This window comes from Cupriavidus gilardii (genome assembly GCF_013347325.1).
Classification (GTDB): Bacteria; Pseudomonadota; Gammaproteobacteria; order Burkholderiales; family Burkholderiaceae; genus Cupriavidus; species Cupriavidus gilardii.
The window spans coordinates 1,949,582-1,971,451 of record NZ_CP054624.1; the positions used below are offsets into that span (position 1 = coordinate 1,949,582).

General features: G+C 63.6%; 20 protein-coding genes. 10 read left to right on the forward strand and 10 right to left on the reverse strand.

Annotated elements, in window-relative coordinates; genetic code table 11:
- Positions 1 to 179: 179 nt before the first annotated feature.
- From FOB47_RS08810 to FOB47_RS08820, 3 genes are all read left to right on the forward strand, one after another.
- Positions 180 to 1,430 carry a hydroxymethylglutaryl-CoA reductase, degradative gene (locus FOB47_RS08810; RefSeq protein ID WP_053823449.1) on the forward strand — a complete coding sequence of 417 codons (1,251 nt, stop codon included), beginning with the start codon at positions 180 to 182 and terminating at the stop codon, positions 1,428 to 1,430.
- A 96-nt stretch (positions 1,431 to 1,526) separates the two neighbouring features.
- Positions 1,527 to 2,036, forward strand: coding sequence for a hypothetical protein (locus FOB47_RS08815; protein ID WP_174780637.1), 510 nt, complete (start codon positions 1,527 to 1,529; stop codon positions 2,034 to 2,036).
- A gap of 24 nt (positions 2,037 to 2,060) precedes the next feature.
- Complete coding sequence (locus FOB47_RS08820; protein WP_174780638.1) at positions 2,061 to 3,452, forward strand: tripartite tricarboxylate transporter permease; 1,392 nt, start codon at positions 2,061 to 2,063, stop codon at positions 3,450 to 3,452.
- A gap of 84 nt (positions 3,453 to 3,536) precedes the next feature.
- Here the strand turns inward: FOB47_RS08820 and FOB47_RS08825 are convergent, their stop codons facing one another.
- From FOB47_RS08825 to FOB47_RS08845, 5 genes are all read right to left on the reverse strand, one after another.
- Complete coding sequence (locus FOB47_RS08825; protein WP_174780639.1) at positions 3,537 to 4,127, reverse strand: hypothetical protein; 591 nt, start codon at positions 4,125 to 4,127, stop codon at positions 3,537 to 3,539.
- Positions 4,124 to 5,248, reverse strand: a complete 1,125-nt coding sequence (locus FOB47_RS08830) for an XRE family transcriptional regulator (protein ID WP_053823445.1) — start codon at positions 5,246 to 5,248, stop codon at positions 4,124 to 4,126. Before FOB47_RS08830 ends, FOB47_RS08825 begins: the two co-directional genes overlap by 4 nt.
- 160 nt (positions 5,249 to 5,408) lie before the next feature.
- Positions 5,409 to 5,909 carry a cupin domain-containing protein gene (locus tag FOB47_RS08835; protein ID WP_174780640.1) on the reverse strand — a complete coding sequence of 167 codons (501 nt, stop codon included), beginning with the start codon at positions 5,907 to 5,909 and terminating at the stop codon, positions 5,409 to 5,411.
- 75 nt (positions 5,910 to 5,984) lie between these two features.
- Positions 5,985 to 6,827 carry an IclR family transcriptional regulator gene (locus FOB47_RS08840; protein WP_174780641.1) on the reverse strand — a complete coding sequence of 281 codons (843 nt, stop codon included), beginning with the start codon at positions 6,825 to 6,827 and terminating at the stop codon, positions 5,985 to 5,987.
- Between the two features lie 3 nt (positions 6,828 to 6,830).
- Entirely contained in the window at positions 6,831 to 7,604 is a 774-nt protein-coding gene (locus FOB47_RS08845) for an IclR family transcriptional regulator (RefSeq protein WP_174780642.1), read from the reverse strand.
- Positions 7,605 to 7,910: 306 nt separating this feature from the next.
- On the opposite strand from FOB47_RS08845, the gene FOB47_RS08850 reads away from it, so the two are divergent.
- The 5 genes from FOB47_RS08850 to FOB47_RS08870 all read left to right on the forward strand — a co-directional run bounded on the left by FOB47_RS08850 (position 7,911) and on the right by FOB47_RS08870 (position 13,468).
- A complete protein-coding gene (locus FOB47_RS08850; protein WP_174780643.1) occupies positions 7,911 to 8,870 on the forward strand; it encodes an MBL fold metallo-hydrolase in 960 nt (319 codons plus the stop codon).
- Between the two features lie 43 nt (positions 8,871 to 8,913).
- Positions 8,914 to 10,659, forward strand: a complete 1,746-nt coding sequence (locus FOB47_RS08855) for an FAD-dependent oxidoreductase (protein ID WP_174780644.1) — start codon at positions 8,914 to 8,916, stop codon at positions 10,657 to 10,659.
- Between the two features lie 145 nt (positions 10,660 to 10,804).
- Positions 10,805 to 11,008: a DUF2783 domain-containing protein gene (locus FOB47_RS08860; RefSeq protein WP_053824538.1), complete on the forward strand. Its 204-nt coding sequence runs from the start codon at positions 10,805 to 10,807 to the stop codon at positions 11,006 to 11,008.
- 145 nt (positions 11,009 to 11,153) lie between these two features.
- Positions 11,154 to 12,476: an MFS transporter gene (locus FOB47_RS08865; protein WP_174780645.1), complete on the forward strand. Its 1,323-nt coding sequence runs from the start codon at positions 11,154 to 11,156 to the stop codon at positions 12,474 to 12,476.
- A 128-nt stretch (positions 12,477 to 12,604) separates the two neighbouring features.
- Positions 12,605 to 13,468 (forward strand): NmrA family NAD(P)-binding protein, encoded by an 864-nt coding sequence (locus FOB47_RS08870; RefSeq protein WP_053823440.1) that lies wholly within the window; start codon positions 12,605 to 12,607, stop codon positions 13,466 to 13,468.
- 358 nt (positions 13,469 to 13,826) lie between these two features.
- Here the strand turns inward: FOB47_RS08870 and argC are convergent, their stop codons facing one another.
- The 3 genes from argC to FOB47_RS08885 all read right to left on the reverse strand — a co-directional run bounded on the left by argC (position 13,827) and on the right by FOB47_RS08885 (position 16,460).
- Positions 13,827 to 14,804 carry an N-acetyl-gamma-glutamyl-phosphate reductase gene (argC, locus tag FOB47_RS08875; protein WP_174780646.1) on the reverse strand — a complete coding sequence of 326 codons (978 nt, stop codon included), beginning with the start codon at positions 14,802 to 14,804 and terminating at the stop codon, positions 13,827 to 13,829.
- A gap of 183 nt (positions 14,805 to 14,987) precedes the next feature.
- The gene (locus tag FOB47_RS08880) at positions 14,988 to 15,815 is read right to left on the reverse strand and encodes a hypothetical protein (RefSeq protein WP_053823438.1); all 828 of its coding nucleotides are present in this window, start codon (positions 15,813 to 15,815) and stop codon (positions 14,988 to 14,990) included.
- A gap of 51 nt (positions 15,816 to 15,866) precedes the next feature.
- Positions 15,867 to 16,460 carry a tetratricopeptide repeat protein gene (locus tag FOB47_RS08885; RefSeq protein ID WP_053823437.1) on the reverse strand — a complete coding sequence of 198 codons (594 nt, stop codon included), beginning with the start codon at positions 16,458 to 16,460 and terminating at the stop codon, positions 15,867 to 15,869.
- Positions 16,461 to 16,898: 438 nt separating this feature from the next.
- On the opposite strand from FOB47_RS08885, the gene FOB47_RS08890 reads away from it, so the two are divergent.
- Both FOB47_RS08890 and FOB47_RS08895 read left to right on the forward strand, forming a co-directional pair.
- Positions 16,899 to 17,495: an NAD(P)H-dependent oxidoreductase gene (locus FOB47_RS08890; protein WP_053823436.1), complete on the forward strand. Its 597-nt coding sequence runs from the start codon at positions 16,899 to 16,901 to the stop codon at positions 17,493 to 17,495.
- Positions 17,492 to 18,136 (forward strand): TetR/AcrR family transcriptional regulator, encoded by a 645-nt coding sequence (locus FOB47_RS08895; protein WP_053823435.1) that lies wholly within the window; start codon positions 17,492 to 17,494, stop codon positions 18,134 to 18,136. Before FOB47_RS08890 ends, FOB47_RS08895 begins: the two co-directional genes overlap by 4 nt.
- Before the next feature lie 162 nt (positions 18,137 to 18,298).
- On the opposite strand, the gene FOB47_RS26150 is transcribed toward FOB47_RS08895, so the two are convergent.
- Both FOB47_RS26150 and FOB47_RS08900 read right to left on the reverse strand, forming a co-directional pair.
- Positions 18,299 to 19,492: a DEAD/DEAH box helicase gene (locus FOB47_RS26150; protein WP_244959206.1), complete on the reverse strand. Its 1,194-nt coding sequence runs from the start codon at positions 19,490 to 19,492 to the stop codon at positions 18,299 to 18,301.
- A complete protein-coding gene (locus FOB47_RS08900; protein WP_244959207.1) occupies positions 19,447 to 21,825 on the reverse strand; it encodes a hypothetical protein in 2,379 nt (792 codons plus the stop codon). The genes FOB47_RS26150 and FOB47_RS08900 overlap by 46 nt, the downstream gene beginning before the upstream one ends.
- Between the last annotated feature and the right edge of the window lie 45 nt (positions 21,826 to 21,870).

The following is a 21,870-nucleotide window of genomic DNA, read 5'->3' on the forward strand; positions in this document are numbered from 1 at the left end:
TACCTCTATTGACTGGTACAGTCACCCTAGACTGTCTCCATTCCATACCAGAGAACCATAGAACGGAGACCTCGATGCTCGCTTCCCTGCCCTCGTCCGATGCCGCTGCCGCTGCCGCTGCCGCCGCGGCCGAGACCCGTCGCAAACCCGTCGATTCCCGCCTGCCCCGCTTTCGCGAAATGACGCCCGCTCAGCGCCTGGCCGCGATTGCCGACGCGGTGGGCCTCGACGACGACGAGCATGCGCTGCTGGCCGAGCCCGGCGCACTGGGCGCCGCCCGGGCCGACGGCATGATCGAAAACGTGATCGGCACCTTCGAACTGCCTTTCGGCGTTGCGGGGTATTTCCAGATCAATGGCAAGGACGTGCTGGTGCCGATGGCGGTCGAGGAGCCGTCCGTCGTCGCCGCCGCCTCGTATATGGCCAAGCTGGCGCGCGGCTGCGGCGGTTTCGAAACCTCGAGCTCCGGCCCGTTGATGCGCGCGCAAGTGCAGGTGGTCGGTATCGCCGATCCCTATGGCGCGCGGCAGGCGCTGCTGCGCCATCGCGACGAGATCCTCGCCGTGGCCAACGCACGCGACAAGGTGCTGATCGGACTGGGCGGTGGCTGCCGCGACATCGAGGTCCATGTGTTTCCCGACACGCCGCGCGGCGCGATGGTGGTGATGCATCTGATCGTCGACGTGCGCGACGCGATGGGCGCCAATACCGTCAACACGATGGCCGAAGCGGTGTCGCCGGTGGTCGAGCGGATCACCGGCGCGCCGGTCCGGCTGCGCATCCTGTCGAACCTCGCCGACCTGCGGCTTGCGCGCGCTCGCGTGCGCCTGACGCCCGAAGCGCTGGCCACCGGCGAGCGCAGCGGCGAGGCGATCATCGAAGGCGTGCTGGACGCGTACACCTTCGCGGCGATCGATCCGTACCGCGCGGCGACACACAACAAAGGCATCATGAACGGCATCGATCCGGTCATCGTCGCGACCGGCAACGACTGGCGCGCGGTCGAGGCCGGCGCGCATGCCTATGCCTGCCGCGCGGGCCGTTACACGTCGTTGACCCATTGGGAGAAGGACGCCAGCGGCGCGCTGGTCGGCACCATTGAATTGCCGATGCCGGTCGGGCTGGTCGGCGGCGCGACTAAGACTCACCCGCTGGCGCGGCTCGCGCTGAAGATTCTCGGTGTGCAAAGCGCGCAGGAGCTCGGCGAAATCGCCGCTGCCGTCGGACTGGCGCAGAATCTCGGCGCCTTGCGAGCGCTAGCCACCGAGGGCATCCAGCGCGGCCATATGGCGCTGCACGCGCGAAATATCGCGCTCGTCGCCGGGGCCGTCGGTGCGGAGGTCGAACAGGTGGCGCGGAAGATGGCCGAGGAAAAGGACGTACGGACCGATCGCGCGATTGAACTGCTGGCGCAGTTGCGGCAGGGATAGCGGCAAGAGAACTGCCCAGCGGGGGACTTTCCTCCCCCGCCCGCCACACCAAGAAAAAACGCCCGACAAATGCGAGGCGCCACACAGGAGACAACCATGCCAACACAATCCAAGCCCACCGGCAGCCCGCTGGTCGAAGTCTGGGGCGACACCGCGAACCCGCGCCATCTTGCCTGCGCGATCGTCATCGGTGGCGCGTTGAGCCTCGCGGCATTTGCCATCGCCAGTCGCATCCTGACCGAGCTGGTTCGCACACCCGAGCTCGCGCGAGCCTATGCGATGCTCGCCGGGCTGGCCGGCTGCGTGCTGGCCGGCTTCATTTGCGCGTGCCTGTTCAAGCCCAAGCGAGTCGTGACCGAGGACACGTCGGACGCGAGCAGCGCGACGGCCAGCACCGCACGCGAGCAGGCACTCGACCGCCTTGCCGAGGAATCGGGTGGATTGGGAACCATGGCGGACCTGCCCGCCGCCACCGTGCAGGAACTGCGCGAGCTGCAGCTCTACGAACTGTTCGCCGCGCGCGAGCGCGGTGCCGTGGCCGCCGGCCAGGCCGAAACCGCAATGCCGGACGCGGCCGCCGCTCCCGCGCGTCCCAACGCCGCCTGACCCGCCACCCGCCTGGAGCGCACCATGATCGAATCCACTCCTCTGCTGACGCAGATTCTCGTCGCGCTGGGCATGGGCCTGGCCGGCGCCATCGTGTTCGCGGCCATCGGCCTGGTGTCCGGCACCGACGAGACCACCACGCTGGCGCCGCTGACGCTACTCGTCGTGCTGCTCGGCGTGCCGCCGGCCGGCGTGTTCACCTTCTTCCTGGCCGGCGCGGTCGCCAAGCATATGACGCACGCAGTGCCGACCGCCTTGCTCGGCATCCCCGGCGACACCATGGCCACGCCCCTGATGCAGGACGCCAACCATCTGCGCAATCTGGGCGTCCCGCATATCGCCTTGCGCAAGATGATTTCCGGCGCGATCGTCGCCGCGTTCTGCGCGGTGCCGCTGGCCGTGCTGTTCGCCGTGCTGCTGGCCCCGTTCGGCGCCACCATCACCAAGGCGGCGCCGTGGATCTTCGTGGCCGCCGCGCTGGTGATCGCCTACGCCTCCCCGGGCCGCTGGGCCTCGGTGGCAACGCTGGTGCCGTTCGTCGTGGTGATCGTCGCGCTGCAGACCTTGACCGCGAAATTCGGCGTCAAGCTCAGCATCAGCTATTTCCTCGGCATTGCCATCGGGCCGCTGATCGCGGACCTGTTCTCGACGCTGTCACCGGTCGACCGCCCGCGCATGCAGCGCAAGGAAGTACGGACCTTTACGCTGGCGCCGGACGTCAAGGGTTGGAGCGGCTATTTCCCCAATCCGCTGAAGGTGATGGACGGCACCCAGACCCGCTGGACCGTGGCGACCGCCGCGATCTCGAGCGCGACCTTCGTGTTCAGCCCGGTCGCGATGACCGTGGTGCTGGGCGAGCTCGTCGGCTCGCGCATCAAGCACGCCTATCACCGGCTGACCACGGTGCTCAGCGCCCGCAATGGCGTTACCGAGGCGACCTATATCGCCGAGGCATTGATTCCGCTGATTGCGTTCGGTCTGCCGCTGAGCCCTGTGGCTGCCGGTCCGGCCGCGCCACTGTTCAACGCCCCGCCGGTGTTCACCGTCGATGCGGCCAATGGCCAGACCCACAACCTGCACAACCTGTTGAGCCACTGGGAATTTCTTGGCTACGGCCTGCTCGCGGTACTGCTGGCAGCGATCGTGTCGTATCCGTTCGCGATGAACTACGCGCGCCGCGCCGCGCTGTTCGTGTCGCGCCGCATCTCGCACGAAGCCATCGTCGCGACGTTCGTCGGACTGATCCTGGTGATCAGCGTGTGGGAAGGCCAGCTGCTCGGCCTGCTGGTGATCGTCACGCTCGGTTCGATCGGCGGGCTGCTGTCGCGCGTGCTGGGCTTCAACACGGGCGTGCAGTTCATGGGGTACTACACGGCGGTGCTGACGGTGCCGGCGTTGATCAAGCTGGCGGGATGAACACCGACGCCACCACATGCGCAGGCAAAAAAATGGCGCGGTCTACCGCGCCATTCTTATTGCGGGTGGCTACCCTTCGCGAGCCTACCCAGGATCATCATCCTCGCGGCAAAACAACCTTGGAAAATACGTGTCTCGGTCCTTTTCCCAAGTTGCGGGCAGGTCGCTGTTTGCTTCCAAGGCGCGATAGATTCCTCGCACGTCGGCCTTGCTCACCATCTTTGCGGCAAGCATACGTCGCAGCAAGTCATGGCCATGCATCGTAGCGATGCCAAACTCCTCGCCCAGCTTGTGCATGGCGAGATCGTCGGTCACGACGATCGCCTGCTTGAGTTGGCCGAAAGCCAGCACCCGGCAATCCACCGGAGAGGGAGGACTTCGGTACTGGCTGGCGTTGCCGATCACCCAACCACGGAGCACGCTCGCAGCGGCATCCAGTTGTTCGCGGTCGTCACGACTGAGACGGAAGCGCTTCGCCAAGCGCTCTGATTGGAGCGCACCGTCCTGAAACCACGGAAAATTGATCTGCAAGCGGGGGCTACGCTGAAACTCGCGCTCGACATCCTCGAGGATCGTCAGTTGGTAATCTTTCTGTCCGAAGGCGACACCGAGCAGCGGCTTGACACGCTTGGCAATCCGCAGATATGCATTCGTGTCAAGCAGCAGCAAGGTCAACGCACAAGCTCCGCGTAGATAGCTTTTGCGTCGACGAGACCGATGTCCAGAAGTTGCTGTACGAACCCCGCCTCGATACCTCGTTCGCGCATCATCGCTCGTAGCGCGACGTAGAAGTCGGACTGAAATACCTGCTCGGCAGCTGCGATATATTCGCGGGCAGATGGCGGAGGTCTGTCGAACATCGCATGACTGACAAGAGCCGCTGGACTGGCGTTGCGGGCCTTGTGCAACTTCACTTCGTCTATTGCCATCGGCGGCAAGTCATAGTGACGTTGGTAGTTTCTTGCCTGGCAGAACACCGTGTATAGCGAAATGGCATGGTGTTGCGCATGCTCTTGTAGTGCGGCCAATGCAGAAGTTTCGCGCTTTGAGCGTGCCGCGTCGCCGTATGCCTCGATGGCGCAGGGCTGCGGGAAGAGCAGCGCGCCCGCAAAAGCATCTGCAAAATCCTCACCTTCCTCCTTGCCGGCCATGTAAGGCGTATAGACGTGCGCCAGCTCGTGCGCCATCCAGAACTTGAAGTCCTCCAGCTTGGTATCGAGGTTCACAAAGACGAACGTAACGCGCTCCGCAGGCAGGGCGATATGCAACGCATTCGCGTGAAGCTGCTTCTCACCCCAAAGTACCGGCACCAATACGGCACCAGCCTCTTTGAACTGGCCAATCAAGTGGTGGTAATCCAGTACTGCGCGATCGCCGAGCCCGAGTTTTGTCCTTACCTCCGCGACCGTTCGCTGAAGCGCCGCATACTCCGTCGTCGCGGTATCGAGACGCGGCCGCAGAGAATGGCCCGGAGGCAGGAAAGGCACCAACTGCTTGAGCAGCATGCCAATCTCCCGGGCATGGGCAAGATGCCGCTCCGTGGTCTTGGTATTGGCCCGCTTCCTGAATGCAATGACGGGAGCGCCCTCATCTGACTGGGTGACCAGTTCCGCGAAGTCCAGCCGCAGCAGCATGGACAGCTTCAGCAGTTTGTCGGGACGAGGAAAGTCTTGTCCCTTCAGCCAGTTCGTCACGGCTTGCGGGCTGACGCCCAGCCTTCGCGCAAGCTCTGCTTGGGACAGCCCTGCCTTTTGCAGGCCCTCGCTGACGGCGGCCTTGGAGAGGGTTTTTTGCATAGCGGCCCATTCTAGGCACCACGCGCGGCAGCGTCAAGTTTCATCAAGTTACCACTCAAGCTCAGTAGTCACATTGCATGCTACCCAAAAGGTCCCGCTACGGCGTTGATCCGATTCTCGTTTATGCCGACGTGCTCACCCAACGTGCCGTGGCGCCGGCTTACTCCCCTTCCCAATAATCCAGGCTTCCCTCCGCGCGGCCGATATAGGCAAACCCATTGCCGTGATCGAGCACGCCGAATTTTCCCGAGTCGGGATAGTGGCAAAGCTCCGGTGCCGCCATCGTGCTGACGGCCAGCACTTTCAATTCCTGCGCGCCGGTGTTGATGAGCTGATGCGCGGTTTCCGGACCGCCCGACGGGCAAGAAATCACGTCGCCGGCGCGGATTGGATGGCGGGCCTCGCCGATGCGTACTTCACCGGTGCCTTCGACGATAAAGAACATTTCCTCGTTGGCACGATGGCTGTGGAAAGGAAACACGCGCTTGCCGGGCTCGATCACCGTCAGGTTGTAGCCGAGCTTCTGCGCGCCGAGCATGCGCCCGATCGGCGCCATCCGGCCGCCGTAGCGGTCGGCGGGCAGTTCGGAGCCGTATTGGCGGGACAGGTCGGCGAAGTCCAGGTATTGAGCGTCGGCAATGTTGAGGATGGGGTGAGTCATGGGGGCGTCTCCTTGATGAGCGTTGTGCTTGCAGTCTAGCGTCAGCCTGTCCACATCGATCCAGCAACAAGTCCCTCAAGGTTCGCGAGGGATATCATCCTGTGCTGTGGATCGCGGGCGTCCGAAACGCCACGACAAGCGCTGCGCCGCGCCGGCCAGTCGGCGCGCGACGTTGCCATCGAGTCCGCTATCGAAACTCCCCGCCGTCCCCATTGCCGCGAGCACCAGCACCACGGTACCAGTGTGGTCGAACACAGGGACCGCCAACGTATGGATACCGGGCACCGGCCTGTCGAGCGCATCGTCCATGCCTTGCTCGCGAATGCGTGCGAGCCTCGCGGCGTATGCGGTCTTTTCCTCTCGTAGCCCCTTTACCGGTGCGCCGGCCATCCGCACCGTTTCCTGTTGCAGCAATCCGTCGAGGACGTCTGCGGGCTGATGGGCAGCGAACACGCGGCCGATCGCGGTATTGACCAGCGACAGTACCGTACCGACGCGCAGGCTGACGTGCTGCGGCCGCGCCGATTCTTCGAGCCGTACTACGGTAGGCCCGAGCGGCCCGAGCACTGCCATCGCGACACTGAGCCCGGTATCCACGGCCACGCCGCGCACTTCCGGCTCGGCCTCGCGCACGGGCGACAGGCGCTGCAGCGCGATCAGTCCCAACTGCAGCGCCAGCGGTCCAGGCAGAAAACGCCCATCGGCATCGCGCTGGAGTACGCCGGCTCGCACCAGGCTGACCAGATGTGGAAACGCCTTGGCGGGCACCATGCCGGCCAGGCGCGCCAGTTCACTCAGCGCAAGCGGACTGCCCGCGCGCAGCAGCGCACCGATCAGCTCGGCGCTGGCATCGAGCGCCTGAATGCCGCGCTGCGGCTTGCCTGCGGCCGCTTCGGTGGGTCCGATGAGGTTCGTCATGGCTCAGCCTTCCGCACGCAGCGAATCGGCGATCTTCGCCGCCGTTGCCTGCAGGGCGCGCGCAAGTTCGCCGCGCCACGTGGTGTCGATGTTCGCGGTCGGGCCGATTGCCGTCAGCAATAAACGGAGCGCGCCCACTGCGTCGCGCACGGGCACGCAAAGGCTGCTGACGCCGGGACTCGGGATATCGATGCTGCGTGCGATGCCGCGGCTGCGCACCTCGTCGAGCTCGGCAAGAAACGCAGCGCGTGGGGGACGCGCCGGCAGCGCGTCGAACAGCGGCACCCAATGCGCTTGGTCCACGCAGGCGCAGTACATGCGGCCCGTCGCGGTGGTCGCCAGCGACATCACGGTGCCGACATGCAGATTGACGTGCAGCGGCGCATTGCCGCGCTCGTAGCGAACGATGGTCGGACCTTGAGGACCAGGCACGCTGACGGCCACGCTGCAGCCGGTCCGTGCGGTCAGTTCGGCCACGAGCGGTACCGCCGCATGCAGGCCGGGATCCAGCTCCAGCCGCATCCGTGCCAATTGCAGTGCCAGTGGGCCGGGCTCGAAGCGATCGTCGAGATGGTCGCGCTTGATCCAGCCCTGGCGCGTCAGCGAAACGAGATAGGGATGCGCCTGGGCCGGTGCGATGCCGACGGCCGTGGCGAGCTCCGCAGCCGATAGCGGCGCGCGCGCTTGCGCCAGCGCCTGCAGGAAGCGGCCGGCCACATCGACGCTCTGCACGCCGCGCTGCGTCTTCTCCTGTCCCGCCTGCCCGTCCTCGCCCATCGTCTCCCTCCGAAAGGCTGGATATTAATCCAACGCCGCATGCAGACCGCCGCGACGGCCTGCAAGTGGACACGCCGCCCGTGGTAGCTCGGGCGCAGCCGGCCCGCCCTCGTTTTTTATGTTTTAGCCAATCACTTCGTTATTGACTAACTCACGAACCTCTCCTACCATCCGTCTACCCCGACAACGCCGTGCGCGCCCTCGCGCGCCCGGCCAATCCCATAACGAAGGGGCGAGACAGTATTCGTGCGTTGTCACCCGCAATGCCGCCCGCTGCCGCGCCCCGTCACCCACGACGAGGCAAGCATGGCCAAAGCATTCGCATCGCAAGCCGACCTGGAAGCCAAAAAGGTCACCTTCACCCAGCTGTCCGAGAACGCCTACGCCTATACGGCCGAGGGCGATCCGAACTCGGGCGTGATCATCGGGGACGACGGTGTGCTGATCGTCGACACCACCGCGACGCCCGCGATGGCGCAAGACCTGATCGCCAAGATCCGCACGGTCACCGACAAGCCGATCAAGTACGTCGTGCTGTCGCACTACCACGCGGTCCGCGTGCTCGGCGCATCGGCCTATTTCGCGGAAGGCGCGCAGCAGATCATCGCCAGCCGCGGCACCTACGAAATGATCGTCGAGCGCGGCGAAGCCGACATGAAATCCGAAATCGAGCGTTTCCCCCGGCTGTTCGCCGGCGTCGAGACGGTGCCGGGCCTGACCTGGCCGACGCTGGTATTCGACAAGGAAATCACGCTGTTCCTCGGCAAGCTCGAAGTCCGCATCGCGCATCTCGGCTCGGGCCACACCAAGGGCGATACCGTGGTCTGGCTGCCGTCGCAGAAGGTGCTGTTCTCCGGCGACCTGGTCGAATACGAGGCGGCCTGCTATTGCGGCGACGCGCAGCTGGCCGAATGGCCGGCCACGCTCGACGCGCTGCAGGCGCTCGGCGCGGAAAAACTGGTCCCGGGCCGCGGGCCCGCGCTGACCACGCCGCAACAGGTGCGCGAAGGCATCGCCTACACCAAGGACTTCGTCACCACGCTGTACCGAGCAGGCCAGGAAGCGGTGGCACAGAACATGGACCTGAAGGCCGCGATGGCGCATACGCGCAAGAGCATGGACCCCAAGTTCGGCCACGTCTTCATCTACGAGCACTGCCTGCCGTTCGACGTGACGCGCGCCTATGACGAGGCGTCTGGCATCACGCATCCGCGCATCTGGACGGCCCAGCGCGACAAGGAAATGTGGGCCGCGCTGCAGGATTGACGCAGCGGGATCGGCATCCGGGATGGTGGAAGGAGACAACAAGATGACGGTCGACTATCAACGATTGACCTTCGAATACCGGCCCTGCGCGGAGCAATCGGCAGTCGGCGCGGTGCATCCGGTCGTGGTGGTGGGCGCCGGGCCGGTGGGCCTGGCCACCGCGATCGACCTGGCTCAGCAAGGCATCGAGGTAGTGCTGCTGGACGACGATTGCACGCTGTCGACCGGCTCGCGCGCGATCTGCTTTGCCAAGCGCACACTGGAGATCTTCGATCGGCTTGGTTGCGGCGAGCGCATGGTGGACAAGGGCGTGCGCTGGAATCTCGGCAAGGTCTTCCTGCGCGACCAGATGGTCTATGCGTTCGATCTGCTGCCGGAGACCGGACATCGGCGGCCCGCCTTCATCAACCTGCAGCAGTACTACGTCGAAGGGTTCCTGCTCGAGCGCGCGCTTGAACTGCCGAACGTTGACATCCGCTGGAAGAACAAGGTGGTCGGCATCGAGCGTCGCGATGACGTGGGCCCCGACGGCACCGTCACGCTGACGGTGGAGACGCCGGATGGTCCCTACGCGGTGACGGCGCGTTATGTCGTCGCCGCCGACGGCGCGCGCAGCCCGATGCGCAATCTGCTCGGACTCGACAGCAAGGGCCGCACCTTCAAGGACCGCTTCCTGATCGCGGACATCCGGATGGAAGCCGGCTTTCCGAGCGAGCGGTGGTTCTGGTTCGACCCACCCTTCCATCCGAATCAATCGGTGCTGCTGCATCGGCAGCCGGACAACGTCTGGCGCATCGATTTCCAGCTTGGCTGGGACGCCGATCCCGTGTTGGAAAAATCGCCGGAGCGGGTGATCCCCCGGGTGCAGGCGCTGCTCGGCCCGGATGCGAAGTTCGAACTCGAATGGGTCAGCGTCTATACGTTTTCCTGCCTGCGCATGGACAGCTTCCGGCATGGCAACGTGCTGTTTGCCGGCGATTCCGCGCATGGCGTGTCGCCCTTCGGCGCACGCGGCGCCAATAGCGGCGTGCAGGATGCCGACAACCTGGCGTGGAAGCTCGCCCATGTCTTGCGCGGCGACGCACCGGACGCGCTGCTCGACACCTACGCCAGCGAGCGGGAATATGCCGCGGACGAGAACATCCGCAACTCGACGCGCTCCACCGACTTCATCACCCCAAAGAGCCAGGTAAGCCGCGTGTTTCGTGATGCCGTGCTGACGCTCGCGGCCAAACATCCGTTTGCGCGGACGCTGGTCAATAGCGGGCGGTTGTCGGTGCCGAGCGTGTTGGCCTCGTCTCCATTGAATACGGCCGATACCGAAACCTTTGCGAGCCCGATGGTGCCTGGCGCGCCTTGTGCCGATGCGCCGGTAGTTGTCGACGGTGCGCAGGATTGGCTGTTGTCGCGCCTCGATGGCGGCTTCTGTTTGCTTGTCTACGGCAATCCGCAAACGCTCGATGCGGATATTTCAAAGCAGATCGCCGCATTGCGTGCGCGGCCAGGTGCACCGCGTCTTCTGTTCGTGTCGCCCGCTACCGCCTCTACCACATCGACCGCTGACACCGCTGTGTTGGTCGATGCCGAGAGCGTGGTGGCCAAACGCTACGACGCCGTGCCGGGCACCGCGTACTTGATTCGACCGGACCAGCATGTGTGCGCGCGCTGGCGTGCCGTCGATGCGGACCGCGTGATGGAAGCGATGGCGCGGGCTCAGGGCAAGTATCTGGCGGAGTCCGCAACGATCTCGCCCGCCGCACCAGCACAAGCAGAAGCAATCGCTGCCTGACGCGCCAGCCACCGGCACCTCGCCCCGCCTCGCGACTGTTCTCTCCCCTCTCCCGCATTCGGCGGAGGGCCGGGGACCAGGCAGCCGCGCCGCAGTGACCGCGAATGCCCGCTCGACGCGCAAGAACACGATTTCCGGAGACACCATGCCCCTTACCACCGAACCCAACCTGGCCCGTCCCGACGACTTCTACGAAGCGCTGATCGACATGCACCGGGAGCTGGACGACGCCCAAAGCCAGGCCACCAATGCTCGCCTGATCCTGCTCCTTGCCAACCACATCGGAGACCACGAAACGCTGATGTCGGCATTGCGGTTGGCACGCGAGGCGGAAACCGCCTCCGCCTGATTCGGCCAGTCCACGGCATGCCCCGCGCGATCCGCTGAAACACGACGAAATCCACTCCGGGCCGACGGTGCACAAGACACCGGTCCGTTAAGGGCGGCGCGATCCGCCCGTCTTTTTCCTCCTTCCTGCTTTACGGAGACAAAGCATGTCCCAACTCCACGCGGGCACCGCGACGCCCCCGCTCGCCCTCGCACACGAAGAAGACGCGCTGCACCAGAAGATCTGGATGCGGATCGTCCCCTTCCTGTTCGTCTGCTACGTCATCTCCTTCCTCGATCGCATCAATATCGGCTTCGCGCAATTACAGATGAAGCACGACCTCGGCTTCAGCGATGCGATGTACGGCCTTGGTGCCGCGGTGTTCTACGTCGGCTATGTGCTGTGCGAAGTGCCGAGCAATATGCTGCTCGCCCGCTTCGGCGCGCGGCGTACGTTCACTCGCATCATGCTGCTGTGGGGCGCCGTCTCGGTGGGAATGGCCTTCGTCTCGACGCCGGCGCAGTTCTACACGCTGCGTTTCCTGCTCGGCGTGTTCGAAGCCGGCTTCTTCCCCGGCATCGTGCTGTACATGACCTACTGGTTCCCAGCCCGCCGCCGCGCTGCGGTGATGGCGATCTTCTTCGCCGGCGTCGCCGTCGCCGGGGTGCTCGGCGGCCTGGTCTCCGGCTGGATCATGCGCGATATGGCTGGCGTGATGGGGCTGTTCGGCTGGCAATGGATGTTCGCGATCGAAGGTGCGCCCGCCGTGCTGCTCGGGCTGATTGCCGCCTGGTATCTGGTCGACAGCCCCGCCGATGCCAGATGGCTGACCGCTCGTGAAAAGGCGCTGCTGGCGCGGCAGCTCGAAGCCGAACAAGGCAGCCACGCCGCCCATACGCTCGGCGCGCTGCGCGAGGCACTGCGCAATCCCAAGCTGTACGTCTTCGCGTTCATCTATTTCGCGCTGACCTGCGGCTCGCTGACACTGAATTTCTGGATGCCGCTGATGATTCGGGATTTCGGCATTACGGATGTGGTGTCGATCAGCTTGTATAGCGTGATTCCCAATGCCGTGGGCGCCATCGGCCTGATCCTCATTGCACGGAATTCGGACCGCACCGGCGAGCGCCATCGCCATTTCCTGCTGTGCTGCTGCGGGGGCGCACTGGCCCTCGCGCTGCTGACGCTGCGCCTGCCGCATTTCGGCGCGATGCTCGCGATCCTGTCCGTGGCAGCCGTGCTGATCTTCGCCGCGCTGCCGATCTTCTGGTCACTGCCGCGCAGCTATTTGCCGGGGCATACCGCGGCAACCGGGCTCGCGTTCATCAGCAGTGTTGGCATTACCAGCGGCATCGTCAGCCCCTGGGTCATTGGGCAGGTCAAGGTGCAGACCGGCAGCATGGATAACGCGTTGTATCTGTTGGCGGGCTTGCTGGTGGCGGCCGGGGTCGTCATGTGGAAAGCGGTGCCGAGGGATGCGGGGCAGTAATCGTCGCCAGTTCGGCCGTTTCAAGGGGAATTGCCAACGCCGCTTCCGTCTTTGATATGGTTTCGACATGAGCAATGACTGATGCGTCCATTCCTGACAACGGCTCAGGGAACGCGGGAGGCAAGCACATGTACGTCATCATGGGCGGTACCGGACATGTTGGATCGGCGACAGCGGAAGCGCTGCTCGCCCGCGGCCAGGCGGTCACCATCGTGACCCGCTCGGCCGCCCGCGCGGCCAAATGGTGCGACAAGGGCGCCGATATCGTCGAGGCCGATGTGGAAGACGTGGCGTCATTGCGCGCCGCATTTCGACGCGGGCGCCGGGCGTTCTTGCTCAACCCGCCTGGCGACACCAGCAAGGACACCGACGCGATCGAGCGGCACACGGTCGCCAACATCGTTGCCGCGCTCCAGGGCTCTGGCCTGGAGAAGGTCGTCGCCGAATCCACAGGCGGCGCCCAGCCCGGCGAGCGCATCGGAGATCTGAGCGTCCTGTGGGAGCTCGAAGAAGGACTGCGCCGCCAACCGATTCCCGCTGCGATCAATCGCGCCGCTTACTACATGAGCAATTGGGAGTGGCTGCTCGACTCGGTACGCAGCACGGGCAAGCTGCCGACGATGTTCCCTGCCGATCTACCGATACCCATGGTCGCGCCACGCGATCTGGGAGAAGCGGCAGCGGCCCGGCTGATGTCCCCGCTCGATGATGTTGGTGTCCGTTATGTCGAGGGGCCGCGTCGGTATTCCTCCAAGGACGTTGCGACTGCCTTCTCGCAGGCGCTCGGCCGCCCCGTTGAAGTGGAAGTCGTGCCGCGGGACAAGTGGAAGGAGACGTTCCTGGGATTAGGGTTTTCGGAGGCTGCGGCCGATTCCTATGCCCGGATGACTGCGGCCAGTGTGGACGGTGGATTCGATTTGCCGGAGGAGCCGCTGAAGGGCGGGACGGCGCTGGAGGAATATATCGGCAGTCTTGTGGAGCAGTGGCAATAGCTAGGGCCACGCTCCTAGCGACGATCAGCTGCTCGTGTCACTTCTTTTTCGCTTTGTCGTAATGCCACTTCACGGCGAAGAACATGCCCGTACCGAGCACGAGAACCTTGAACGCGATGAACACTAAAGGGAACCAATCCATCATTTTGAGTATTTCCTGGGTGTGACTTGAAGCGGTTCCGATCATAACACCCCGGAACAAGGGGGCGGACTCACGATCGGAAGCGCGCCGTCGAAGCGAGGGTTTCGAGCCGCGGCTCACTACGCGGTTGGTCCGAGCCATCTGTCACGGCGACCGCGTCGCTGCCGCACCAGTGATCCCGCAAAGACAAACTACGCAATCGGACGCGCAAAAGCATCACGGCCAAACAGGCCCACCATCCAGCCCCGCCGTTTCCGGCAGACCGCAGATCAGGTTCGCATTCTGCACCGCCTGACCCGCCGCTCCCTTTCCTAGGTTGTCGACCACGCCCATCGCGATCACCAGGTTGCGCTCCGGATCGGCCGCATAACTGACGAACGCGAGATTCGAGCCGGTGGCCCATTTGGTCTGCGGCGGCTTGTCGCTGACGCGCACGAATGGGCGTCCGGCGTAGAAGCGCCGGGCCGCGTCCAGGCACTGGTCCGTGGTGGCACGGCCGCGGCAGTAGATGGTGACGAGCACACCGCGGGTCATCGGCACCAGATGGGGCGTGAACACCAGCCCTGCCGCACTGCCGCCGCTCAGCCGCTCGATCGTCCTGGCAATCTCGGGCATGTGGACGTGCTTGAGCAAGCCGTAGGGCACGACGTTTTCGTTGCTCTCCGCGTAGCTGAACTTGCTGTCCGCCCCGCCCCGGCCGGCGCCGGAGATGCCGGTCTTGGCGTCAATCACAATGTTGCCGGCTTCGATCAGCCCGTTGGCCAACAGCGGCGCCAGCGCGGTCAGCGTCGCCGCGGGGAAGCAGCCGGGGTTGGCAACGCGGGTCTGACCCTCGATCTGAGCCGGCCAGACGTCGGCGAGACCGTACGCCCAACCGTCGACGTAGCGGTGATCGCCGCCGATGTCGACAATCTTCACGTCCTTGGGAACGCGCGCCAGCGCGTCGGCCGACGACCCGGTGGGCAGCGACGCGAAGAGGACGTCGAGCTTCGGCAGGGTCGCCGGGTCCCACTTCTCGATCACCAACTCGGCAAGCTTGGCCGGCACACCGGGAAAGCGATCCACCAATCGGCTGCCGGCGCTGCCCTCGCCTGCGGCGTAGACCAACTCGAAAGACGGGTGGCTCGCGATCAGGCGCATCGCCTCGCCGCCGCCAAAACCGCTGATTCCGACAATGCCGACGCGAATGCTCATGGTGGTGTCCTGCCGCTGGAGTGAGAGAACAAGGCGGGTTTTATCCCGGGCGCGTAAAGTCTAACTGACTCTCCCGGGATAACGTCCTCTCGGCAGTAACGAACGACCGCTCCCGCGCTCTATCCATCCACTGGCTTCTCGCGATCAGCAAATGTCATCCCGCGCGGGGAGCGCCGAAACGACTTACGAACCAACCTTCAGCCGCCCGCCACGGCCCAGTCCGCCCTTGACCTCCTGCGCCTTGTAGTTGCGCAGCGAGATCACCATGTTGTTGTAGGCGTCCATGAATGCGGCGACAGTGGCCTTGCCTTCGGGCGTGCGGGAGAAACCGCCGAGGCCGCCGGCCGTATTGCCGCCAAAGGCGCCAAGGGCCGCGCCGAAGTTGGTGGCCGTGGAATTGCCTTCCGAGATGGAGACCTGCACGCCCGAGCGGATGTCGAACATGGTCAGCGTCACGACCGATGCCTTGCTTTGCATCGCACCGCCAACAAGCGCGCCGACGCTGCCGAACAGGCCACCCACACCAGCCGCCAGCTGGCCGGTGGAGTCGTTATCGATAATGATGGCCGGTTCCATGTAGTAGTCGGCCGCTACGCGCTGGCCTTTCTGCTGGCGCGAACCTGCGCGGAATTCGCCGGAATTGCGCTGCTTGTCGGTAATGTTCGACAGCTTGCTTTCGGTGCGATTGTTGCCGATCGACGTAATCACGAAGCAGTTCGACTGCTGCACGGCAAGGCGAATCAGCGGCTCGATGCTGGTGACCTTGGTGGCTGCACCAAAGCTCGCATACCACTCCTTGCCACGGCCATCATCGACGGCCAGCGTGCCCAGCGGCGAATCGCAGCGCTCCAGCGAAGCATTGGCGTTGACGCTGGTGGCACCACCCGCGGCGCCGGTGGCAGCGGTAGGCGCGGTGCCGGTGCTGATCAAACCGCCGCCGGCAGTGGCGCAGCCAGCGAGAACCACGGACGCAGCCAGTGCGGCCACGCGCAGAGAAATATTCTTGGGCATGATAGGGCGTTCCTGTCGAGGAAATTGACGAAAAAATCCGGGTGGGAAGGCTTAGCGGTGATACCAGCCGGAAGGGCCCCATACCCAGTAATACGGATAGCTGCTGTACCAGGCGACCCAGGAGGTACGGTAGGCCTCGCGAACCCGGTACGCGCTCTGTTCGTCTTTTTTGGCAGCCTGGGCCTGCGGAATCAAATCCTTGGCTTCCTTGCTGCCCTTGGCTGCGGCTCGCATCAGCCAAGCCTCGGCTTCGGCAGGGTCCGAACCCATTTCCTCAAAGCCCATCAGATAAATTCGACCAAGCGCGAGTTGCGCTTGCGTATGACCGTTGTCGCCGGCCTTGCGCAGCCATTCCAAGGCTTGATAGCTGTCGCGCTTCACCCCGTCGCCACGCAGCAGCCGCAGGCCCAGGTCGTAAGCGGCATCCGGATTCTTCTCGGCCACGTTGGCCAATGCCTGCATGCGCGGATCGGGTTCGTTCGAGGCGAGCTGCGCGGTCGCTACGCGTCGATCCTGTTCGGTGCAGGCATTCCCGTCGCACAGGCGCACCGTGGACGACCGCGGCGCCAACTGTTCTTCAGGCGTTTGCGCGCAACCGGCAAAGCCCAAAGCCGTGGCCAACAGCAATGGAACAAGAACACGCATAGATGACCCCCCGAGGTCTGCTTTTATTCGTTCTGTATTTGTTCGCCTTTTGAGAAGGCGTATGGATTGTATTTTCGGCAGGGAATATTTGCACCCAACCGCCGTAGGTGTGGGGCGTCGCCTGCATGTTGCCGGCGACTCGATTCGATCACCATTTCCGGCGATGCCTGGCGATTGACGCAACCCGCTCGATATCGCCATTTATCGGACAAACAATTTCGAAGCCCGATTGACGGTGTTCTCCACTTCCTCCGCGCACGGCAGCTTGTCACCATGGGAATTCAGCCCGGAAACGCCATCGGGGGCACGGTTGGTCGAAGGCCCTTGCGCCGATCAAGCACCGCCCGCGTCGCACCAAATACCCACTAGGAGCAGGGTCATACGTACCTACCAAACGTAGGATACGATTGGTAGGTACGTTCATCTACGGAGCCAATCATGCACGCGCTGATCGTCGTTTCGCACCCCAATCGGGAATCGCTGACGCATGCCGTGGCAAATCATATTGCCTCCGGACTGTCGGCATCCGGCCGGCACCACACCTTCGAACTGGCTGATCTCGCCGCGGAAGGCTTCGATCCTCGCTTCACCGCCGCCGACTTGGCCCTCCATCGGCGCGAAACTCCGCCCGCGCCGGACGTTGCGGCGGAACACGCACGACTCGATCGCGCGGATGCGCTGGTGCTGGTCTACCCCGTATATTGGTGGTCCTTTCCGGGCATGCTGAAGGGCTGGATCGACCGCGTCTTCACCAATGGGTGGGCCTATGACGAAGAACCGGGCGGCAAACTGGTCAAGAAGCTTGGCCACCTGGCGGTCCACCTCGTCGGGATCGGCGGTGCGAACATGGGTACTTACGACCGCCATGGCTATGCCACCGCAATGAAGACGCAGATCGACCATGGCATCTTCGGCTACTGCGGCGCGCCGGTCGTGACCTCCGAACTTCTGCTACCTTCGGATCGTGAGGCGCCCTCCTCGCATATCCACAAGGCCCGGGCGCTCGGCCAGAACCTCTTCTCGCGGAAAGAATGACTCAGCAAAGAAAATTCGCCACGTCGAACGACGCCGCCGGCTCGCCCTCCGGGCCACGCCGCCGGTTGTCTCGCGAGGAGCGCCAGCGGCAGCTGCTGGACTGCGCATGGAAGCTCGTCAAACGAGAGGGGTCAGACGCGCTCAGTCTCGGCCGGCTGGCCGAGGTAGCCGGCGTGGCAAAGCCTGTGGTCTACGATCACTTCGGCACCCGCAATGGTTTGCTGTCGGCGCTCTATCGGGATTTTGACGAGCGCCAGACGGCCATCATCGACGCCGCCATCGCGGCCAGCCGGCCCACACTGAAGGAGAAGGCGCGCGTCATCGCGGCGAGCTATGTCGATTGCGTGTTGACGCAAGGGCGGGAAATGCCGGACGTGCTGTCGGCATTGAACGGATCGCCCGAACTCGCGACACTCAAGCGGCAGTACCAGCAGGCGTTCATCGAGAAATGCCGGGCGATCCTGGCGCCGTTCTCCGGGCCAGAAGGACTGTCACTGGCTGGATTGTGGGCGATGCTCGGCGCGGCCGATTCGCTGTCTCATGCGGTCGCTGCCGGAGACCTGACCGAAGAGCAGGCGCGCGCAGAACTGGCGCAGACCATTGTAGGGCTGGTCAAGCGAAGCCGGTCCGCCAGCCTATGAGCTCCGCCCGGTGGAATGTACCGGGTATTCGCCGGCGTTACAGGGTTCACCCGCTACGCAAGCGCCATCTCATCCGGGATGAGCGCGCCTACGGAGGGACACGCAACTTGATTCCAGTTCACCAGCTTGAGTACGTCCGTCCCGGTTGGGACATTTATCGCACTATATTCGCCGGGTCGCCAACGCGGCCGCCATCTCGCGGGCATGACCCACACCACCCCATGCGGCTCGCGATCCCACAACATACAGCCGGCTTTTGGCACGGGACACCAGAACGTTCAATATATTGGGCGTGCCGCACGCCCATCGTCGGGCTCCTTGCTGCTCTGCCATTGGCGCGCCCAATATGGCGATCACAGCCTCGGCTTCCTTGCCCTGGAAGGTGTGAATAGTACCAACACGGTCCGTTATCCAGTCGTCCGGATCCACCTGAAGCCGCTCAAGAATATGGCGGTGCGTCTGGAGCTGGCGTCGTAATTCATGGGCGACGATCCTGAAGGGCGTAATGATGTAAAGATCAGGCTGTTGCAGGCCCGCCGATGCCAGTTCGTGCAGCATGCGAACAACGACGTCACCCTCGGCTTGGCACCACTTTGTGGATGCACTCCCGTCGACGTTGATCCATGCGGATGGTCCGAGGACAGTCGCAATCGGCGACTCCTTGGCTTGCGCGGCGTGAACCATTTGACCGTCGTAGGCAATACGGTTGGAGATCCCAAACATTGGCTCCAAGCACCGCCTGTGAACCAGCAGTGGCAAGCCGACTCGCCGAGTACCGCTGTCAGCCTTGAACTCGGCTTGGTAGTGCGAAGCTTCGTCAGCAACCGTCTGTACCGACGCGTCAGGGGCCGCCCATTCCTGAGGCGACACCTTGAAGTATTTGCAAACCTCCAATACGAGGCGCTCAGGCAAGGCCACGACAGGCGGTACCTGCAATGGATCACCCACCACAATGACGCGCTTAGACCGCAGCATTGCGCCTACCGCGGACTGCGGAGTAGCCTGCCCCGCCTCGTCAACCAGCAGCCATCCAATGCTGGAAGCAGGAAGGTCGCCGAGCATCCTTTCGACGGACGCAAACGTGGTGGAGACTGCCGGAACGACGATGAAAAGTGTCGACCATAGGTCCGGGAGCAGGGCTCTTTTTTCGCTTTCGTGGAACGCTCCCGCTTGCATTGCACTCATCAGCGCGCCGAGGTTGTGGCTGAACTTCTGAGCGGCCACATCGATAAAGGCCCGGTGTACCTGGAGCGCCGCTGAAAACAGATCCTCCCGCTTCTCGTGAAGCGAATCCGGAATCCATGGTGCACTCAAATTCCAATGCTCATGGCCGCGTTCGAAGAACTCACTATCCACCAGACGCGGACCAGCTCGCGGCGGAAATCATGAATGCGCGCCTGAACGTTCGACACAACCCTGGCCGCTTCCGATGCTTTGCTGATGGCCGCTTGCAATTCGCGCTTTGCGTTTGCTGCCAGAACTTCGGCCCGTTTCTTATTTGCAACTGCGGCGGCGAGTTCCTTTTCAGCCGCGACTCTCGCTTTCAGTAGCGGCGCGTATCCGTCCCGCCATGTCCGAAATCCGGCTGTCCTCAACAAGCGGGCGAACCAGCCCGGCCTGCGCGCAAGCATCTGCCGTTCCTGCAGCATCGCATTGTCCAGCGATGCCTGTGCAGTGGCCAGGATATCTGATGTCGCACGGACCTCTCTCTCGCGATCATCGGACGCAGCGGCACAAGATTCGCGTAGCGCCTCGGCTGCTTGTACGGCACGCATTGCTGGCGCCAATCGAAGACAGGTCTGGCGGGCATCCTCGAGCTGCTGCAGGCACGCTTCGACATCCGCCTTTAGCGATTGAAAGCGATGCCGCGCCTTCTTCCAGTTTGCCCTGGCTTCTTCCGGAGTAGGCGGAATCTCGCGCGTAACAACCGACGGGATCTCCCGAGAAACGATGTTTCCCTGCTCGTCCCTGACCTCGCGAAATACCGGCTCACCTCGGGCGGCCTTTAGATACAACCTTAAGCTCTTATCGTCATCCCACCAGATTGCCTGCTGAAAGCCATTGCGATTTTTGGCGTTGCCCAGGACTGCTGCGATAAGCCCCCATGATGACTCGCCTTTGGGTAGCGTACCGTCTGCGGCTTGTCCTTCGAGCAGACGATCTGAGATCGTGCGGAAGTAGTTGAAGTCTCGTCCGATGGACTTGGCTGAAGGCAACTCCTTGCTGACGTTCTCGACCGCCTTGTTGTTGCTCGATGCAATGAGCACCTCGTGCCCTTTCAGCGATGCGTCGAGCCGGTACAAGTGAAAGAACGCGCGATCGCCTGCTGCGACCTTTTCGCCCGTTGTGGAAAACGCGGCCAGTGGATCGTCAAAGCGAGCCATGGCTTCGGCACGGTCCAATACGCAAGCCGCAACGACATCGCGCAGCAGCGTGGTCTTCCCGGTTCCAGGCGGACCGTTGACAGCGGCGATTCCTTGCCGGCCGCCCACGAACTCCGAACGTATGGCGTTCACGGCAGCCTGCTGCAGAGTCACCAATGGGTGACCTCCAGGTCCGGGCCATCGCGCTGCCGGCATTCTATGTGGCGCGACTAGATCTTCGACAGCTGTATGGTCGGAGAGCAGGTCACGGCTGTGATCGACCTTGTTCAAGCCCAGGTAGCGAGCGAGAGCCTCATTTGCCTGCCCACTCTCGATGGCCCGGGCGGCCTTGGTCAAGTCACTAAGATAGAAGGAGTTCAGTAAGGCGACTTCCGGGGGGGTCTTCGATTTGAAATAGTGATACACGCGAACGGCAAAGCCGGGCGGCTCTATCAAATCCGGCGGAAGGTGAAGGGTTCCGACCAACCATTGGAATGCCGACAGTAACGTGCCGTAGTCCAGCGGCATCAGCTCGCCATCGGCATCCTGGCGCCTGAGGCGTTCCGTTAGCGCGCTGACCAGCCGCCTTTCCACGTCTGGCCATGTACCGAGTGCGGTCACGTCTCCACCGAGCGCGATAGGCAAGGCCCACGCGAAGCTGGAGATCGCCACCGCATTCTCCTCGACCAGTTTTCCGGTTCGATCCAGCAAGACGGCTGCAATTGGCGCCTTCTCACGCTCGCGGCCGTTTCGTTCCTCATTCTCCCCAAACACGGCAACAAGAGCATCCGTGGCCCGGTCTAAAGGAATACTGCCGAGGACTACCTGATAAAACAGCTGCTGTTTAGGACGCGACCGCTCGTTGCGATACCACGGCATGTCGTCGCCCTGAAGAAGCGCGACACATCGCTGATCTCCATTTGCCATATCGGCGGGACGGCGGTATGTCTGTGGTGATAGGGCTTCGAAGGCTATCCAGCTTGCGAGAATTGCCTGCGGTTGATCCCGCTCTACGAAAACCGGACTCGCGGAAATGCCTTTTACTTTTGTGGGTGGCCCCTGATCTTCTGGCCCGGGAAATTTGGCATTGGAAGCGGTGACGGCCGCGACATTCGCCTGTGTGACGCGAGCGGCAGCCCCTCCCCCACCTGGGGTGGCCCTGGAACTTGGCATGCCCGCACGTAACGATGCCTCGATGCGGCGGAGCAAGGCGTTGGCACGTCCCGTGCTGCGGTGACTCAGTTCATCCAAGAGCTGCCGGCACAAATCGGGATCGAGAGGTGCCGCGGCATATAAAGACTCGAGCTCCGCGATGCTCTTGCTCACATATGGACGTCTTACCGGCATGACTCTCTGGCCTCAATCAGACTG

Bases quoted from the DNA above. Each gene is read 5' to 3' on its own strand.
- FOB47_RS08885 (WP_053823437.1), bottom strand. From the start codon at position 16,460: ATGCGTGTTCTTGTTCCATTGCTGTTGGCCACGGCTTTGGGCTTTGCC.
- argC (WP_174780646.1), bottom strand. From the start codon at position 14,804: ATGAGCATTCGCGTCGGCATTGTCGGAATCAGCGGTTTTGGCGGCGGC.
- FOB47_RS08860 (WP_053824538.1), top strand. From the start codon at position 10,805: ATGCCCCTTACCACCGAACCCAACCTGGCCCGTCCCGACGACTTCTAC.
- FOB47_RS08835 (WP_174780640.1), bottom strand. From the start codon at position 5,909: ATGACTCACCCCATCCTCAACATTGCCGACGCTCAATACCTGGACTTC.
- FOB47_RS08815 (WP_174780637.1), top strand. From the start codon at position 1,527: ATGCCAACACAATCCAAGCCCACCGGCAGCCCGCTGGTCGAAGTCTGG.
- FOB47_RS08870 (WP_053823440.1), top strand. From the start codon at position 12,605: ATGTACGTCATCATGGGCGGTACCGGACATGTTGGATCGGCGACAGCG.
- FOB47_RS08845 (WP_174780642.1), bottom strand. From the start codon at position 7,604: ATGGGCGAGGACGGGCAGGCGGGACAGGAGAAGACGCAGCGCGGCGTG.
- FOB47_RS08840 (WP_174780641.1), bottom strand. From the start codon at position 6,827: ATGACGAACCTCATCGGACCCACCGAAGCGGCCGCAGGCAAGCCGCAG.
- FOB47_RS08830 (WP_053823445.1), bottom strand. From the start codon at position 5,248: ATGCAAAAAACCCTCTCCAAGGCCGCCGTCAGCGAGGGCCTGCAAAAG.
- FOB47_RS08890 (WP_053823436.1), top strand. From the start codon at position 16,899: ATGCACGCGCTGATCGTCGTTTCGCACCCCAATCGGGAATCGCTGACG.
- FOB47_RS08820 (WP_174780638.1), top strand. From the start codon at position 2,061: ATGATCGAATCCACTCCTCTGCTGACGCAGATTCTCGTCGCGCTGGGC.
- FOB47_RS08810 (WP_053823449.1), top strand. From the start codon at position 180: ATGACGCCCGCTCAGCGCCTGGCCGCGATTGCCGACGCGGTGGGCCTC.
- FOB47_RS08880 (WP_053823438.1), bottom strand. From the start codon at position 15,815: ATGCCCAAGAATATTTCTCTGCGCGTGGCCGCACTGGCTGCGTCCGTG.
- FOB47_RS08895 (WP_053823435.1), top strand. From the start codon at position 17,492: ATGACTCAGCAAAGAAAATTCGCCACGTCGAACGACGCCGCCGGCTCG.
- FOB47_RS08850 (WP_174780643.1), top strand. From the start codon at position 7,911: ATGGCCAAAGCATTCGCATCGCAAGCCGACCTGGAAGCCAAAAAGGTC.
- FOB47_RS08855 (WP_174780644.1), top strand. From the start codon at position 8,914: ATGACGGTCGACTATCAACGATTGACCTTCGAATACCGGCCCTGCGCG.
- FOB47_RS08865 (WP_174780645.1), top strand. From the start codon at position 11,154: ATGTCCCAACTCCACGCGGGCACCGCGACGCCCCCGCTCGCCCTCGCA.